This is a genomic window from Delftia sp. Cs1-4 (genome assembly GCF_000214395.1).
Lineage (GTDB): Bacteria > Pseudomonadota > Gammaproteobacteria > Burkholderiales > Burkholderiaceae_C > Comamonas > Comamonas acidovorans.
This window is the reverse complement of record NC_015563.1, coordinates 1191155-1206518: the sequence shown is the minus strand read 5'-3', so window position 1 is coordinate 1206518 and position 15364 is coordinate 1191155. Positions and strand designations below refer to the sequence as shown.

11 protein-coding genes are annotated in these 15364 nt (G+C 66.8%); 5 read left to right on the top strand and 6 right to left on the bottom strand.

Going from position 1 to position 15364, the window contains the following annotated elements:
• Positions 1-7: 7 nt before the first annotated feature.
• From DELCS14_RS05280 to DELCS14_RS05270, 3 genes are all read right to left on the bottom strand, one after another.
• Positions 8-4738, bottom strand: coding sequence for a glutamate synthase-related protein (locus DELCS14_RS05280; RefSeq protein WP_013800777.1), 4731 nt, complete (start codon positions 4736-4738; stop codon positions 8-10).
• Positions 4739-4926: 188 nt separating this feature from the next.
• Positions 4927-5637: a transposase gene (locus DELCS14_RS05275; protein WP_013800776.1), complete on the bottom strand. Its 711-nt coding sequence runs from the start codon at positions 5635-5637 to the stop codon at positions 4927-4929.
• 55 nt (positions 5638-5692) lie between these two features.
• Positions 5693-6532, bottom strand: coding sequence for an IclR family transcriptional regulator C-terminal domain-containing protein (locus tag DELCS14_RS05270; RefSeq protein WP_013800775.1), 840 nt, complete (start codon positions 6530-6532; stop codon positions 5693-5695).
• A gap of 86 nt (positions 6533-6618) precedes the next feature.
• Here DELCS14_RS05270 and DELCS14_RS05265 point away from each other — a divergent pair, with 86 nt between their 5' ends.
• The 5 genes from DELCS14_RS05265 to DELCS14_RS05245 all read left to right on the top strand — a co-directional run bounded on the left by DELCS14_RS05265 (position 6619) and on the right by DELCS14_RS05245 (position 11221).
• On the top strand, positions 6619-7320 hold the full coding sequence (locus DELCS14_RS05265) for a 3-oxoacid CoA-transferase subunit A (RefSeq protein ID WP_012207359.1): 702 nt from the start codon (positions 6619-6621) through the stop codon (positions 7318-7320).
• A gap of 26 nt (positions 7321-7346) precedes the next feature.
• Positions 7347-8006, top strand: coding sequence for a 3-oxoacid CoA-transferase subunit B (locus DELCS14_RS05260; protein WP_026062883.1), 660 nt, complete (start codon positions 7347-7349; stop codon positions 8004-8006).
• A gap of 72 nt (positions 8007-8078) precedes the next feature.
• The gene (pcaF, locus tag DELCS14_RS05255; protein WP_013800774.1) at positions 8079-9290 is read left to right on the top strand and encodes a 3-oxoadipyl-CoA thiolase; all 1212 of its coding nucleotides are present in this window, start codon (positions 8079-8081) and stop codon (positions 9288-9290) included.
• A gap of 7 nt (positions 9291-9297) precedes the next feature.
• Complete coding sequence (locus DELCS14_RS05250; protein WP_013800773.1) at positions 9298-10038, top strand: SDR family oxidoreductase; 741 nt, start codon at positions 9298-9300, stop codon at positions 10036-10038.
• Between the two features lie 175 nt (positions 10039-10213).
• A complete protein-coding gene (locus DELCS14_RS05245; protein ID WP_012207363.1) occupies positions 10214-11221 on the top strand; it encodes a tripartite tricarboxylate transporter substrate binding protein in 1008 nt (335 codons plus the stop codon).
• A 195-nt stretch (positions 11222-11416) separates the two neighbouring features.
• Here DELCS14_RS05245 and DELCS14_RS05240 read toward each other — a convergent pair whose 3' ends face one another.
• From DELCS14_RS05240 to DELCS14_RS05230, 3 genes are all read right to left on the bottom strand, one after another.
• Positions 11417-12214 carry a hypothetical protein gene (locus tag DELCS14_RS05240; RefSeq protein WP_013800772.1) on the bottom strand — a complete coding sequence of 266 codons (798 nt, stop codon included), beginning with the start codon at positions 12212-12214 and terminating at the stop codon, positions 11417-11419.
• A 95-nt stretch (positions 12215-12309) separates the two neighbouring features.
• The gene (locus tag DELCS14_RS05235; RefSeq protein WP_013800771.1) at positions 12310-13827 is read right to left on the bottom strand and encodes an alkaline phosphatase; all 1518 of its coding nucleotides are present in this window, start codon (positions 13825-13827) and stop codon (positions 12310-12312) included.
• Between the two features lie 38 nt (positions 13828-13865).
• Positions 13866-15278 carry an alkaline phosphatase gene (locus DELCS14_RS05230; RefSeq protein WP_013800770.1) on the bottom strand — a complete coding sequence of 471 codons (1413 nt, stop codon included), beginning with the start codon at positions 15276-15278 and terminating at the stop codon, positions 13866-13868.
• Between the last annotated feature and the right edge of the window lie 86 nt (positions 15279-15364).

The window sequence follows — 15364 nt, the reverse complement described above, 5'->3', positions numbered from 1 at the left end:
TTCCTTGTTATTTGGCGGCCACGGCTTCCTTGGCGTGTTCCTCGACCTCGGGCGTGGCGGGCTCTTCCATCACCTGGCGCTCGTACATCTCGGACAGGGCACGCTTGTACTCGCTGGGGAAGACCTTGACGAACTTGGAGCGGGCCGCCGCCCAGTTGTCCAACAGGTCGCGGGCGCGCTTGGAGCCGGTCCAGCGGCTGTGCGCCTCGATCAGTGCGCGCAGCTGGCGTTCGTCGGTTTCGCGGCGGTGCCAGACGGCGGGCGAGACCTGGGCCAGGTGCTCGTCGTGGGGCAGCACCTGGTCCAGCGAGACGGACGCCTTGTTGCAGCGCTCGGCGAAGCGGCCATCCTCGTCATACACATAGGCCACGCCGCCGCTCATGCCGGCCGCGAAGTTGCGGCCCGTCTTGCCCAGCACCACCACGGTGCCGCCGGTCATGTATTCGCAGCCGTGGTCGCCCACGCCTTCGACCACGGCCGTGGCGCCGGACAGGCGGACCGCGAAACGCTCGCCGGCCACGCCGCCGAAGAAGGCCTCGCCGCTGGTGGCACCGAACATCACGGTGTTGCCGACGATGGTGTTGGTCGTCGTGTCGCCGCGGAATTCATGGCTGGCATGCACCACCACGCGGCCGCCGGACAGGCCCTTGCCCGTGTAGTCGTTGGCATCGCCGCGCAGGTTCAGCGTGATGCCGTTGCACAGGAAGGCGCCGAAGGACTGGCCGCCCGTTCCCTCGAAGTGGATGCGGATGGTGTCATCCGGCAGGCCTTCAGGATGCACGCGCGTCACGGCACCGGAGAGCATGGCGCCCACGGAGCGGTTGACGTTGCGCGCCACTTCCATGATGCGCACGCGCTCGCCGTTCTCGATGGCGGGCTTGCAGCGCTCGATGAGCTTCACGTCCAGCGCCTTGTCCAGCAGGTGGTCCTGCTTTTCGACATGGAAGCGCGCCACGTCGGCGGGCACTTCGGGCTGGGCGAACAGGCGCGAGAAGTCCAGGCCCTGGGCCTTCCAGTGCTGCAGGCCCTTGCGGGTGTCCAGCAGGTCGGCACGGCCGATCAGGTCGTCGAACTTGGCAACGCCCAGCTGGGCCATGATCTGGCGCACTTCTTCGGCGATGAAGAAGAAGTAGTTCACCACATGCTCGGGCTTGCCCGAGAACTTGGCGCGCAGCACCGGGTCCTGCGTGGCCACGCCCACGGGGCAGGTGTTCAGGTGGCACTTGCGCATCATGATGCAGCCCTCGACGACCAGGGGCGCCGTGGCGAAGCCGAACTCGTCGGCACCCAGCAGCGCGCCGATGACGACGTCGCGGCCGGTCTTCATCTGGCCGTCGGCCTGCACGCGGATGCGGCCGCGCAGGCGGTTGAGCACCAGGGTCTGCTGGGTCTCGGCCAGGCCGATTTCCCAGGGCGAGCCCGCATGCTTGATGGACGACCAGGGCGATGCGCCCGTGCCGCCATCGTGCCCCGCGATGACCACGTGGTCGCTCTTGCACTTGGCCACGCCGGCCGCGATGGTGCCCACGCCCACTTCGGACACGAGCTTGACCGAGATGTCGGCGTGCGGTGCCACGTTCTTCAGGTCGTGGATCAGCTGGGCCAGATCCTCGATGGAGTAGATGTCGTGGTGGGGCGGAGGCGAGATCAGGCCGACGCCGGGCACGGAGTGGCGCAGCTTGCCGATGTAGTCGGACACCTTGCCGCCGGGCAGTTGGCCGCCTTCGCCAGGCTTGGCGCCCTGGGCCATCTTGATCTGCACCTGGTCCGAGGACGACAGGTATTCGGCCGTGACGCCGAAGCGGCCCGATGCCACCTGCTTGATCCTGGAACGCAGCGAGTCGCCGTCCTGCAGTTCGATGTCGGCCTCGACCTTGTCGGCGCCGATGATGGAGCCCAGGGTCTCGCCCTTCTTGATCGGGATGCCCTTGAGCTCGTTGCGGTAGCGCTGGGGATCTTCCCCGCCTTCGCCGGTGTTGCTCTTGCCGCCGATGCGGTTCATGGCCACGGCCAGCGTGGCATGGGCCTCGGTGCTGATCGAGCCCAGCGACATGGCGCCCGTGGCAAAGCGCTTGACGATGTCCTTGGCCGATTCGACCTGGTCCAGCGCAATGGCCTTGGCCGGGTCGAACTTGAACTCGAACAGGCCGCGCAGCGTCATGTGGCGCTTGCTCTGGTCGTTGATCAGCTGGGCGTATTCCTTGTACGTGCTCCAGTTGTTGGAGCGCGTGGAATGCTGCAGCTTGGCGATGGCGTCGGGCGACCACATGTGCTCTTCGCCACGGGCGCGCCAGGCGTATTCGCCACCGGCGTCCAGCATGGTCTCCAGCACGGGATCGTCACCGAAGGCCGCGCGGTGGTTGCGGATGGTTTCCTCGGCGATCTCGAAGACGCCGATGCCCTCGACGCGGCTGGCCGTGCCGGTGAAGTACTTGTCCACGGTGTCGCTGTTCAGGCCGATCACCTCGAACAGCTGGGCGCCGCAATAGGACATGTAGGTGGACACGCCCATCTTGGACATGATCTTGGACAGGCCCTTGCCGATGGCCTTGACGTAGTTGTAGATGGCCTTGTCGGCCGACAGGTCGCCGCCCAGCTCCTTGTGCATGTCGGCCAGGGTTTCCATGGCCAGGTAGGGATGCACGGCCTCGGCGCCGTAGCCTGCCAGCACGGCGAAGTGGTGCACTTCGCGCGCCGTGCCCGTTTCCACGACCAGGCCGGCCGTGGTGCGCAGGCCCTCGCGCACCAGGTGCTGGTGGATGGCCGACAGCGCCAGCAGCGCGGGGATGGCCACCTGGGTGGCGCTCACATGGCGGTCGCTGATGATCAGGATGTTGGCGCCGCCCTTGATGGCATCCACGGCCTGCGCGCACAGCGATGCCAGCTTGGCTTCCACGCCCTGCTTGCCCCAGGACAGCGGGTAGGTGATGTCGATCGTTGCGCTCTTGAACTTGCCCTGCGTGTGGCGTTCGATGTCGCGCAGCTTGGCCATGTCGGCGAAGTCCAGCACGGGCTGGTGCACTTCGAGGCGCATGGGCGGGTTGACCTGGTTGATGTCCAGCAGGTTGGGCTTGGGTCCGATGAAGGACACCAGCGACATCACGATGGCTTCGCGGATGGGGTCGATCGGCGGGTTGGTCACCTGCGCGAACATCTGGCGGAAGTAGTTGTACAGCGGCTTGTTCTTGTCCGACAGCACGGCCAGCGGGCTGTCGTTGCCCATGGAGCCGATGCCTTCCTCGCCGTTCTTGGCCATGGGGGCCAGCAGGAACTTGATGTCTTCCTGCGTGAAGCCGAAGGCCTGCTGGCGCTCGAGCAGCGGCAGGCTGGCGGCCTCGGGGCCGGCATGGGTGTCACCGCCCACACTGCCCAGCTTGATGCGCAGGTTCTCGATCCACTGCTTGTAGGGCTTGGTGTTGACGATGTTGGCCTTGAGCTCGTCGTCCTCGATCAGGCGGCCCTGCTCCAGGTCGATCAGCAGCATCTTGCCGGGCTGCAGGCGCCACTTGCGCACGATGGAGCTGTCGGGCACGGGCAGCACGCCGGCCTCGGAAGCCAGGATGACCAGGTCGTCGTCGGTGATCACGTAGCGCGAGGGGCGCAGGCCGTTGCGGTCCAGCGTGGCGCCGATCTGGCGGCCGTCGGTGAACACGATGGAGGCCGGGCCGTCCCAGGGCTCCATCATGGCGGCGTGGTATTCATAGAAGGCGCGGCGGCGCTCGTCCATGGACTCGTGCTGCTCCCAGGGCTCGGGAATCATCATCATCACGGCCTGGCTGATGGGGTAGCCGGCCATGGTCAGCAGCTCCAGGCAGTTGTCGAACGTTGCCGTGTCGGACTGGCCTGCGAAGCTGATGGGATAGAGCTTCTTGAGGTCCTCGGCCAGCACGGGCGAGGCCATCACGCCCTCGCGCGCCAGCATCCAGTTGTAGTTGCCGCGCACGGTGTTGATTTCACCGTTGTGGGCCACGTAGCGGTAGGGGTGGGCCAGCGGCCACTCGGGGAAGGTGTTGGTCGAGAAGCGCTGGTGCACCAGGCCGATGGCCGAGACGCAGCGCTCGTCGGACAGGTCGTTGTAGTACACGCCCACCTGGTCGGCCAGCAGCAGGCCCTTGTAGACCACGGTGCGGCTGCTCATGCTGGGAACGTAGTATTCCTTGCTGTGCTTGAGCTTGAGGTTCTGGATGGCGGCGCTGGCCGTCTTGCGGATCACGTACAGCTTGCGCTCGAGCGCGTCCTGCACGATCACGTCGGCGCCGCGGCCGATGAAGACCTGGCGCAGGATGGGTTCCTTTTCCTGGACCGTGGGCGACATGGGCATGTCGCGGTTCACGGGCACATCGCGCCAGCCCAGCAGGACCTGGCCTTCGGCCTTGATAGCGCGTTCCATCTCCTGCTCGCAGGCCAGGCGCGAGGCGTGTTCCTTGGGCAGGAAGATCATGCCCACACCGTACTCGCCCGCCGGCGGCAGGGCCACGCCCTGCTTTGCCATCTCTTCGCGGTAGAGCTGGTCGGGAATCTGGATCAGAATGCCCGCGCCATCGCCCATGAGCTTGTCGGCGCCCACGGCGCCGCGATGGTCGATGTTTTCGAGGATCTTGAGCGCGCCGGTGACGATGTCATGGCGCTTGACGCCCTTGATATGTGCAACAAAGCCGAGGCCGCAGGCGTCGTGCTCGTTGCTCTTGGAGTACAGACCGTGGTCTTGGAGATGCTTGATCTCGGCAGCCGTCGTCATGGCGGAATCCTCAAATTTTTCGCAGGGAACGCAAGATTAAGGCAAGGCATCACCTCATGCAATAAATTTATATAAGGGTCAGATCCCAATTAATTCCAGAACAAAAAAATCGGAAATTAATAAGGGACATATTTATTTCACAAAGACCTGCAGTGAGGAATCAAGCACTTGCAGGCCATCAGTGGGTACTAACGCACTGTTGTGGTGCGCTCATTGGTCCGTCCGGGCGGACGACCGGCACGTTGGCGGGTCACACGGCGCTCGGTGCGCTGTTGTAAATCGGCAATGAATTGCTCATCGCCCAGCGCCCAACCCCGCAGCGCCGACTGGCTGATGCGCTCGGCGTCGTCGGCGCCAACCCCCTCTTCCACGGCTTCCACATAGGCTGCATCCCGCGCAAACGGGGTGTTGCCCAGCTCCCAGAACACGGCATGCGGCTGGATCAGCGCGTCGCTGCGCAGGCCGGCGTTGTGCGCGTAGCTGGACCAGGGCCAGTCGGCCGGCCGCTGGACCAGGCCGGCGCGCACGGGGCTGTCGTCCATGAAGACCATGGTGGGCAGCAGCCAGCTGGGCTGCAGCACCGTGCCACGATAGCGGCCTTCCCACAGCGTGCCGCTGCGGCCGTGGCGGTCGTTGAAGTAGCGCACATAGCGCCGGCCCACGGCCTGCATGAACTTGGGCAGGCCATCGCCGGTGCGGGGCGTGGCCAGCAGGTGGAACTGGCTGGGCAGCAGCACGTAGGCATGCACGGCCAGCTCGCAGCTGCGCGCCATCTCGCGCAGCAGCCCCAGCATGGTCTCCCGGTCCTGGGCATCGATGAAGATGTCCCCGCCGTTGTTGCCGAGCTGGATGATGTGGTGCGGCAGATCCGCAAGGGTGAGTCGGGGCAGGCGGGCCATGGTGCGAGTGCGGGGCGTGGATCGGCAATTATGGAGCGCTGCGCCGCCCGCCGCCCTACAGGGAAAGCCGCGATGAGGCCCGCAGCAGCTGGCTCACCAGCTGCGTGGCGGCCAGCAGCCGGGGCAGCAGTTGCCCGCGCATCATCTCGGCGCTGTTGCGGTTGGCCTGGCCGCTGATGTTGAGCGCAGCCACGGTGCGCCCGGCCGCGTTCTTCACGGGCGCCGCGATGGAGATCAGGCCTTCGGCCAGTTCCTGGTCCACCAGGGCCCAGCCCTGGGCGCGCACCTCCAGAATGCGCTGGCGAAGGCGGTCATCATCCTGCTCGGTCAGGGCCGTGAACTGCCGGCGCTCGCGCGCATCCAGCAGGGCCTGCAGGGAGTCATCGCTCTCGCCGGCCAGCAGCACGCGACCCATCGAGGTCCAGCAGGCCGGCAGGCGCGAGCCAACGCCGAGGTTGGTGCTCATGATCTTGTGGGTGTGCACGCGCAGCACATAGACGATGTCGCCCCCATCGAGCACGGCGGCCGAGCAGGACTCCTTGACCTCGTCGACCAGGTTTTCCATCACGGGCTCGGCCAGGTTCCAGACCGGGGTGGAGCTGAGGTAGGCAAAGCCCAGTTCCATGATGCGCGGCGTGAGCTGGAACAGCTTGCCGTCGCTCTTCACATAGCCCAGCGTCTGCAGCGTCAGCAGGATGCGCCGGGCCCCGGCGCGCGTGAGCCCCGTGCGCGCCGCCACCTCGCTGAGCGTCTGCGCGGGCGCCTCGGCGCTGAACGAGCGGATCACGCCCAGGCCGCGCGCGAAGGACTGCACATAGCTGTCGCCGGGGCGCGGCGTGCCGCCCTCTTCTTCTGCCCCACCTGTGGAAATTACGGAAGCGGCATTTTTTTCCATGGCTCTATAATTCTTTCTGCGAACTTTTGTTCTACATACGAACATTTTAGCGCAGCGCCAGCGGCCTGCATACCGGAGACAAGCAAGTGATCAACAAAATCACCGACACCATCGCCGAGGCGTTGTCGGGCGTCCAGGACGGCTCCACCGTGCTGATCGGGGGCTTCGGCACCTCGGGCAATCCCACCGAACTCATCGACGGCCTGATCGCCCAGGGCGCACGCGAGCTGACCGTGGTCAACAACAACGCGGGCAACGGAGACCAGGGGCTGGCCGCCCTGCTCAAGAGCGGCCAGGTGCGCAAGATCATCTGCAGCTTCCCCCGCCAGGTGGACAGCTGGGTGTTCGACGACCTGTACCGCAGCGGCAAGATCGAGCTGGAACTCGTGCCCCAGGGCAATCTGGCCGAGCGCCTGCGCGCCGCCGGCGCCGGCATCGGCGGCTTCTTCTGCCCCACGGCCTATGGCACGGAACTGGCCAACGGCAAGGAAACGCGCGAGATCAACGGCAAGCACTATGTGCTGGAGCATCCCATCCACGGCGACGTGGCACTGGTCAAGGCCGAGAAGGGCGACCGCTGGGGCAACCTGACCTACCGCATGTCGGCCCGCAACTTCGGACCCGTGATGGCCACGGCGGCCAAGCACACGATCGCCACCGTGCACGAGATCGTGGAGCTGGGCGCGCTGGACCCCGAGGCCGTGGTCACGCCCGGCATCTACGTGAGCCAGATCGTGAAGATCGACCGCGTGGCCACCCAGGCCGGCGGCTTCAAGAAAACCGCATGAGCGCCCCAACCGCCGAAAGCAAGAGCATGAGCAGCTACCAGAAACGCAGCAAGCAAGAGCTGGCCCGGCGCGTGGCCGAAGACATCTTCGACGGCGCCTATGTCAACCTGGGCATCGGCATGCCCACCCAGGTGGCCAACCACATCCCGGCCGGCCGCGAGGTCATCCTGCAAAGCGAGAACGGCATCCTGGGCATGGGCCCGGCGCCCGCCGAAGGCCAGGAGGACTATGACCTGACCAATGCCGGCAAGCAGCCCGTCACCCTGCTGCCGGGCGGCTGCTACTTCCACCATGCCGACAGCTTCGCCATGATGCGCGGCGGCCACCTGGACATCTGCGTGCTGGGCGCCTTCCAGGTCTCGGCCACGGGCGACCTGGCCAACTGGAGCACGGGCGAGGCCGGTGCCATTCCCGCCGTGGGCGGCGCCATGGACCTGGCCGTGGGTGCACGCCAGACCTGGGTGATGATGGACCTGCTGACCAAGACCGGCGAATGCAAGGTCGTCGAGGCCTGCAGCTATCCGCTCACGGGCCTGTCCTGCGTCAAACGCATCTACACCGACCTGTGCACGCTGGAATGCACGCCCGAGGGCCTGCGCCTGATCGACACCGTGCCCGGCCTCTCGCACGCCGAGCTGCAGTCCATCGTGGGCCTGCCCATCAAGGACGCGACGGCCACGGCCTGATCCCTCAGCTCCCCCCAGTGGGTGCGCTGCGGCGCACCCCGGCACCTCTTTATTCTTTTTCCAGGAGACACCATGAGCCAGTCCAACCAGGCCTTCATCTGCGACGCCATCCGCACCCCCTTCGGCCGCTACGGCGGCGCCCTGTCCCCGGTGCGTGCCGATGACCTCGGCGCCGTGCCGATCAAGGCGCTGATGGAGCGCAACCCCGGCGTGGACTGGACGGCCGTGGCCGACGTGCTCTACGGCTGCGCCAACCAGGCCGGCGAAGACAACCGCAACGTGGCACGCATGTCCGCCCTGCTGGCCGGCCTGCCCATCGATGTGCCGGGCGCCACCATCAACCGCCTGTGCGGCTCGGGCCTGGACGCCGTGGGCACGGCCGCGCGCGCCATCAAGGCGGGCGAGGCCCGCCTGATGATCGCGGGCGGCGTGGAAAGCATGAGCCGTGCGCCCTTCGTCATGCCCAAGGCCGAAAGCGCCTTCAGCCGCAGCAACGCCGTGTACGACACCACCATCGGCTGGCGCTTCGTCAACAAGCTGATGAAGCAGCAGTACGGCGTGGACTCCATGCCCGAGACGGCCGAGAACGTGGCCGACGACTTCAAGATCGAGCGCGAAGCCCAGGACCGCATGGCCCTGGCCAGCCAGCAAAAGGCGGCCGCCGCCATTGCAGCCGGCTACCTGGCCAAGGAAATCGTGTCCGTGTCCATTGCCCAGAAGAAGGGCGACGCCATCGTGGTGAGCCAGGACGAACATCCGCGCGCCACCACCATCGAGGCGCTGGCCAAGCTCAAGGGCGTGGTGCGCCCGGATGGCACGGTGACGGCCGGCAATGCCAGCGGCGTGAACGACGGCGCCTGCGCCCTGCTGCTGGCCAACGAGGAAGCCGCCCAGCAATACAACCTGGTGCCGCGCGCCCGCGTGGTCGGCATGGCCGTGGCCGGCGTGGCCCCGCGCATCATGGGCTTCGGACCGGCGCCCGCCGTGCGCAAGGTGCTGGCCCTGACCGGCCTGACGCTGGAGCAGATGGACGTGATCGAGCTGAACGAAGCCTTCGCCGCGCAGGGCCTGGCCGTGCTGCGCGATCTGGGCATTGCCGACGACGACCGCCGCGTCAACCAATGGGGCGGCGCCATTGCGCTGGGCCATCCGCTGGGTGCATCGGGCGCGCGCCTGGCCACCACCGCCGTGAACCAGCTGCACACGCTGGGCGGCCGCTACGCGCTGTGCACCATGTGCATCGGCGTGGGCCAGGGCATTGCCGTGATCCTGGAAAAGGTCTGAGACTGCGATGAGCACCGTGGATAACAAGACACCCGTCACCGTGGTCAGCGGCGCCAGCAACGGCATCGGCCGCGCCATCGCCGAGGCCCTGCTGGCCCAGGGCCGCGCCGTGGTCAACCTCGACTACGTGCTGCCCGAATGGAGCCATCCGCTGCTGGTGAGCTACCAGGCCGACCTGACCAGCGAGCAGGCCACCGCCGAGGCAGCGGCCCGCATTGCCGCCGCGCACAACGTGGTGGCCCTGGTCAACAACGCGGGCGCCACGCGCCCCGGCACCATCGACAACGCCAGCACCCAGCATCTCGACGACGTGGTGGGACTGCACCTGCGCGCGCCCATGCTGCTGGTGCAGGCCTTCCTGCCCACGCTGCGTGCCTGCGGCGAGGGCCGCATCGTGAACATGTCCTCGCGCGCCGCGCTGGGCAAGCCGGACCGCATCGTCTACTCGGCGACCAAGGCGGGCCTGATCGGCCTGACGCGCACCCTGGCCATGGAACTGGGCCGCGACCGCATCACGGTCAACGCCCTTGGCCCCGGCCCCATCGCCACCGAGCTGTTCACCAAGAGCAACCCCGAGGGCGCGCCGCAGACCCAGCGCATCCTCAACAGCATTGCCGTGGGCCGCATGGGCACACCGGAAGACGTGGCCCGTGCCGCGCTGTTCTTCCTGTCGCCCGACAACGGCTTCGTCACCGGCCAGGTGCTCTACATCTGCGGCGGCACCACGCTGGGCGTGGCGCCCATCTGACCGAACGTCGGACCGACCGTCTGACCGAACGCCTTCCCAGGCACAACACCCTTCAAGAAGAACCACTGGAAGCGCCCGCCTGCACAGGCGGGCGCCACACAGGGCCCTGCCCTGGCCCAGCCCGACCTTGCCGGGCCCGGCCATCCACCTTATTGCCGAATCAGGAGACCTCTCGATGTCCGATCAAACCACCCACTTCACCCGCCGCCGTGGCCTGCAGGCGCTGGCCGCCGCATCCCTGACCGCGCTCGGCGCCCTGTCCGGCACCGCCGCCCTGGCCCAGGACGGCTTCCCCAGCAAGCCCATCACCATCCTCGTGCCCTTCGCCGCTGGCGGCACCACCGACATCCTGGCGCGCATCGTCGCCCAGGCGCTGCAGCAGGAACTGGGCCAGACCGTGATCGTGGACAACAAGCCCGGCGCGGGCGGCAACATCGGCGCCGTGGCCGCCGCACGTGCGCCGGCCGACGGCTACACGCTGTTCATGGGCACCGTGGGCACGCATGCCATCAATGCCGCGCTCTACGCCAAGCCCGGCTTCGACCCCATCAAGGACTTCTCGCCCCTGACGCGCGTGGCCAACGTGCCCAACCTGCTGGTGGCCCACCCCAGCCAGCCGTTCAAGACCGTCAAGGAAATGATCGCCTACGCGCGCGCCAATCCCGGCAAGCTGAACTACGGCTCCTCGGGCAGCGGCAGCTCCATCCACCTGTCGGGCGAGCTGTTCCGCTCCATGACGGGCCTAGACATGGTGCACGTGCCCTACAAGGGCAGCGCCCCGGCCATCACCGACCTGCTGGGCAACCAGATCGCCATCATGTTCGACAACATGCCCTCGGCCATCCAGCACGTGCGCTCGGGCAAGCTGCGTCCCATCGCCGTGACCACGGCCAAGCGCTCGCCCGAACTGCCCGATGTGCCCACCGTGGCCGAAGCCGGCGTGCCCGGCTACGAGGCCACTTCGTGGTTCGGCCTCTGGACCCAGGCCAAGACACCCGCCGCCGTGCAGCAGCGCCTGTACACGGCCATTGCCAAGGTGCTCAAGGACCCGGCCGTGGTCAAGAAGATCAACGACCAGGGCGGTGACGTCGTGATCGACACGCCGGCCGAATTCCTCGCCTACATCAAGGCCGAATCGACGAAGTGGAGCAAGGTCGTAAAAGACTCTGGAGCGCAGGTGTAACTGGCCTCCCCCTGAGCCGCTGCGCGGCTTCCCCCTGAGGGGGACGACACCCTCGGTGCGGGGCGGCGCGGCCGGCCCAGGCCCTTCCTCGGTGTCTCCCGCTTTAGGCTGCGCCGGTTTCCTGCGCCGTGCGCTTGAGCGTTGGAATGAAAAAGAGCTGCCTTCGGGCAGCTCTTTTGCGTTGGGGGCTGGGGTTCAATCCAGCAAGTCGGAGTAGTCGCCCTTGTCGTAGCCTTCGATGGCCTTCCAGGGCTGGGCCAGCGGTGCGGGCAGCTTGCTGGCGGTGACGACGATGCGCTCGGTGCCGTGGGAGTCGCTGCGCTCCACGCGGCGGGCGAACTGGTTGGCCACGTCCCAGTCGATGACGGTGGTCTGTTCGCCTGCCGTGCCGCGGTAGCGCTGCACGCCGTTGTGCGGCTTGCCCACGCGTTCCATGCCTTGCAGCGCGGTGGGCGGCACGATCCAGTACACGTTGTCGAAGGAGCCGCCGTAGCCGACGTTGCCGTGGTGGGCCAAGTCCACGCTGATGACGCGGCGCAGCTTGGCCAGGATGACTTCCACGCCGACCTTGCCGTCATCGGCGCGGCGGATGGACAGGGGTGCGGCGCGGGCTTCGTCATGGGCGTGGCCGGCGTGCGGGCCGTGGGCATGGTCATGGCCGTGGTCCTGGCTCTGGCGCAGGGCGGCGGGCATTTCGCGCTCTATCCACAGCTGGGCCTTGCGGCGGTAGACGCGGTTGGTATAGACGCTGCTTCGCTGCACGCCGTCGCTGCCCACGCTCATGGCTTCATAGGTGATGCGCAGGTCGGCTTCGGGCGTGGCCTGCACGGCGGCCGTGGTGCGGGCCACGGAATCCGCAGGGACTGCGGCCGTGGGTGCGGATGCCGCCGCCTTGGCCGGCTCGGCGGCCCATGCTGCGGAGACGGAACAGGCCAGCAGCGCGGCCGCGTAGATGTGGCGCGCCGCGCGCGGCGCCGGAAGGGAAAGCGTCATGGAATCCAGCCAATGCGAAAAAACCGGGGCCGGGCACACGCATGTACCACGGCTCCGGCCAGGGGTTGGCAAGCAGCCAACGAAGGAAGAAACAATTACAGGCCAGCGGCTTCGCGGACCTTGGAGAACACCTTGGTGTTGTCCATCGTGCCCTTGAAGATCTTGGCGCCCGCGCCGCCGGCGAACAGCATCACGTCGCCGCCGCCATGGGTCTCGGAGCCCGGCGTGCCCAGGTTCAGGCCGACTTCCTGCAGGTAGTTGTCGTCCGTGGTGTCCACGGCCGTCACGTCGTCGCGCGAGGCGCCGCGCGTGGGAGCGATCCAGGGCTTGTTGCCATCTTCGGCATTGACCTGGCTGGAGGCGGTGGCGTTGGGACGTCCGCCGTTGCCGAAGGCCAGCGTGGTGTAGGGCTTGCCGTCCTGGGCCTTGGCCATCTGGCCGGTCTGGTAGTCCTGCACCTTGCCCAGGATGGGATTGCCGATCTTGGAGTAGCCGTTGAACACCATGTTGTGGTCGTGATCGGCCGTGACGACGATCAGCGTGTTCTTCAGGCCCGGGTCCTTCTTTTCCATGTAGGCCATGGCGGTCTCGATGGCGCGGTCGAAGGCCAGCGTGTCCTCCAGCGCGCGCTTGGCATTGGTGCCGTGCAGTGCGTGGTCGATGCGGCCGCCTTCCACCATCAGGAAGAAGCCCTTGTCATTGCGGCTGAGCACGTCCAGCGCCTTGCCGGTCATGTCGGACAGGCTGGGCTCGTCCAGCTTTTGCTTGACGCGGTCCAGCTCGTAGGCCATTTCGCTTTGCGTGAACAGGCCCAGCAGCTTGGGGGCCTTGGTCGCGTCCAGGGCTGACAGCTCGCTGCCCTTGGCGACATAGGCGTAGCCTTTGGCCTTCATCATGTCCACGAGGTTGGCCGTGTCCGTGCGCTTGCTGCTGGGGTTGACCGACTTGGGCAGGTAGTTGCGCTGGCCGCCGCCCATGAGCACGTCGATGCCGTCGCCCAGCTTGGCGTTGTAGTTGGCATGGCCGGGCACGGACTGCTCGGCAATGCTGTTGTAGCCATTGCGGTTGCAGATGTGGGCGTAGGTGGCCGCAGGCGTCGCATGGCCCACGCGCGTGGTGGAGATGGCGCCCACGGCACGGCCCTTGGCCTTGGACAGTTCCAGCAGGGTCTGCGCGGGCTGGCCGTTGCCGGCCGGGCAGGTGGTGTCCTCACCGTTGATGTACTGCTGGCCGTTGGCCGCATAGGCCAGGGTCTCGGCCGACATGGAGATGACTTCGTTGTTCATCTTCACGCCGGTCATGTAGGCCGCCATCGAAGGCGCGCTGTCCGTGGTCTGTCCATCGCGCGAGAAGGTCTTGACGCGGCTGGCGTAAGGCAGGGACTGCATGGTCAGCGTGGCGCGCTCGCTGCTGGTCAGTGCCGTGGGATTGGCAGCCAGCTGCTTCTCACCCTTGTAGATGCGCGCGGCGGTCACGGTGACCGGGCCCATGCCGTCGCCGAGGAAGAAAATGACGTTCTTGGCCTCGCCAGCCGCATGGGCGGCAGGTGCCAGCAGCGCCAGCGCGCCGGCCGCAGCCAGGGCGAGGGAGGTCTTTTGGAGGATCGGATGCATGTGGAATTCCTTGAGTGCCTTGATTGCAGCGTGCGGCATCACAAGCCGATGCTCTTCTTGATCAGCGTGAAGACGGTGGTGTTGTCGATCACGCCCGAGAACGTATCGGCACCCATGCCTTGCGCGCCCAGGAACACGTCGCCGCCGCCGTGGGTTTCGGAGGCCAGGGGCACCACGGCCTCCTGCAGGTAGTCGGGGCTTTCAAGCGAGGCAGCGTCGATGGGACCCCGCGTGGCCAGGCGCTTGGGACCGTTGCCGAAGCCCAGGATGGTGTAGGGATTGCCGTCCACATCGGTGGAGGCCTTGCCGTCCACGTAGTTCTTGACCAGGCCCAGCACGCCGGGCTTGCCGGCCTCGGTCTTGCCGGTGCGCGCGGCATAGCCGTTCAGGTGCAGCGTGTGGTCATGGTCGGCGGTGACGACGATCAGCGTGTTCTTCAGGCCCGGATCGAGCTTGGCCATCTTGTCCAGCGCGGTCTGGATGGCGTTGTCGAAGGCCACGGTGTCCTGCAGCGCGCGGCGCGCGTTGGTGGCGTGCAGCGCATGGTCGATGCGGCCGCCTTCCACCATCAGGAAGAAGCCCTTCTTCTTGGCCGACAGTGCGTCGATGGCCTTGCCCGTCATATCGGCCAGGCTCGGTTCCTTGGTCGCATCGCGGTCCAGGTCATAGGCCATGTGGTCCTTGGTGAACAGGCCGGCGATCTTGCTGCCGTCCACGGGCAGCTTGTCGAACTCGCTCTTGTTGGCGGCGTAGCTGTACTTTTGCGTCTTGAACTCGGCGATCAGGTTGCGGCTGTCGTTGCGGCGGCCGCCGTCGGCCTTGGGCGTGAAGTAGTAGGAGCCGCCACCCAGGATCACGTCCACGCCGTCACCGAGCTTGCTGTTGTAGCCGGAGCCGCCGGGCACCAGGGCCGCGGCAATGGTGTTCTCCGCATCGCGGTGGCAGACGTGCGAGTAGGTGGTTGCCGGCGTGGCATGCGTGATGCGCGCGGTGGAGACCACGCCCGTGCCGTAGCCGGCGGACTTCATCTGCTCGAGCAGCGTGGGAACGGCCTGGCCGTTGCCGCTGGGGCAGGTGCTGTCGTAGTTGGTGTGATAGGCCTTGCCCGCAGCGTCCGTGGCCTTGGTGTCGGGCGTCATGGAGATGACTTCGTTGTTCATCTTCACGCCGGTCATGTAGGCGGCCATCGAGGGCGCGCTGTCCGTCACCTGGGCGTCGTTAGAGAAGGTGTGGACGAAGGCCGTCTCGGGCAGCTTGTCCATGGTCAGCTCACCGTCTTCGCCCACGCTGTAGATGCGTGCGGCCGTCATGGTGGTGATGCCCATGCCATCGCCCAGGAAGAACAGCACGTTCTTGGTCGGAGCGGCTGCGGACGAACCGTCGCTGCCGCCACAGGCGCTCAACAGCAGCGAGGCACCAGCCAGCGCGCTGCACAACATCTTCAATTTCATGCGGATATCCCTCTGTAGGCAGGGGACCCCGCAGCACGGCCGCGCCCTCCCCCTGTTGATTGACCCGTGCACTGTAGGAGCGGCCT

Bases quoted from the DNA above. Each gene is read 5' to 3' on its own strand.
- DELCS14_RS05280 (WP_013800777.1), bottom strand. From the start codon at position 4,738: ATGACGACGGCTGCCGAGATCAAGCATCTCCAAGACCACGGTCTGTAC.
- DELCS14_RS05235 (WP_013800771.1), bottom strand. From the start codon at position 13,827: ATGCATCCGATCCTCCAAAAGACCTCCCTCGCCCTGGCTGCGGCCGGC.
- DELCS14_RS05260 (WP_026062883.1), top strand. From the start codon at position 7,347: ATGAGCAGCTACCAGAAACGCAGCAAGCAAGAGCTGGCCCGGCGCGTG.
- DELCS14_RS05230 (WP_013800770.1), bottom strand. From the start codon at position 15,278: ATGAAATTGAAGATGTTGTGCAGCGCGCTGGCTGGTGCCTCGCTGCTG.
- DELCS14_RS05250 (WP_013800773.1), top strand. From the start codon at position 9,298: ATGAGCACCGTGGATAACAAGACACCCGTCACCGTGGTCAGCGGCGCC.
- DELCS14_RS05275 (WP_013800776.1), bottom strand. From the start codon at position 5,637: ATGGCCCGCCTGCCCCGACTCACCCTTGCGGATCTGCCGCACCACATC.
- DELCS14_RS05240 (WP_013800772.1), bottom strand. From the start codon at position 12,214: ATGACGCTTTCCCTTCCGGCGCCGCGCGCGGCGCGCCACATCTACGCG.
- DELCS14_RS05245 (WP_012207363.1), top strand. From the start codon at position 10,214: ATGTCCGATCAAACCACCCACTTCACCCGCCGCCGTGGCCTGCAGGCG.
- DELCS14_RS05270 (WP_013800775.1), bottom strand. From the start codon at position 6,532: ATGGAAAAAAATGCCGCTTCCGTAATTTCCACAGGTGGGGCAGAAGAA.
- pcaF (WP_013800774.1), top strand. From the start codon at position 8,079: ATGAGCCAGTCCAACCAGGCCTTCATCTGCGACGCCATCCGCACCCCC.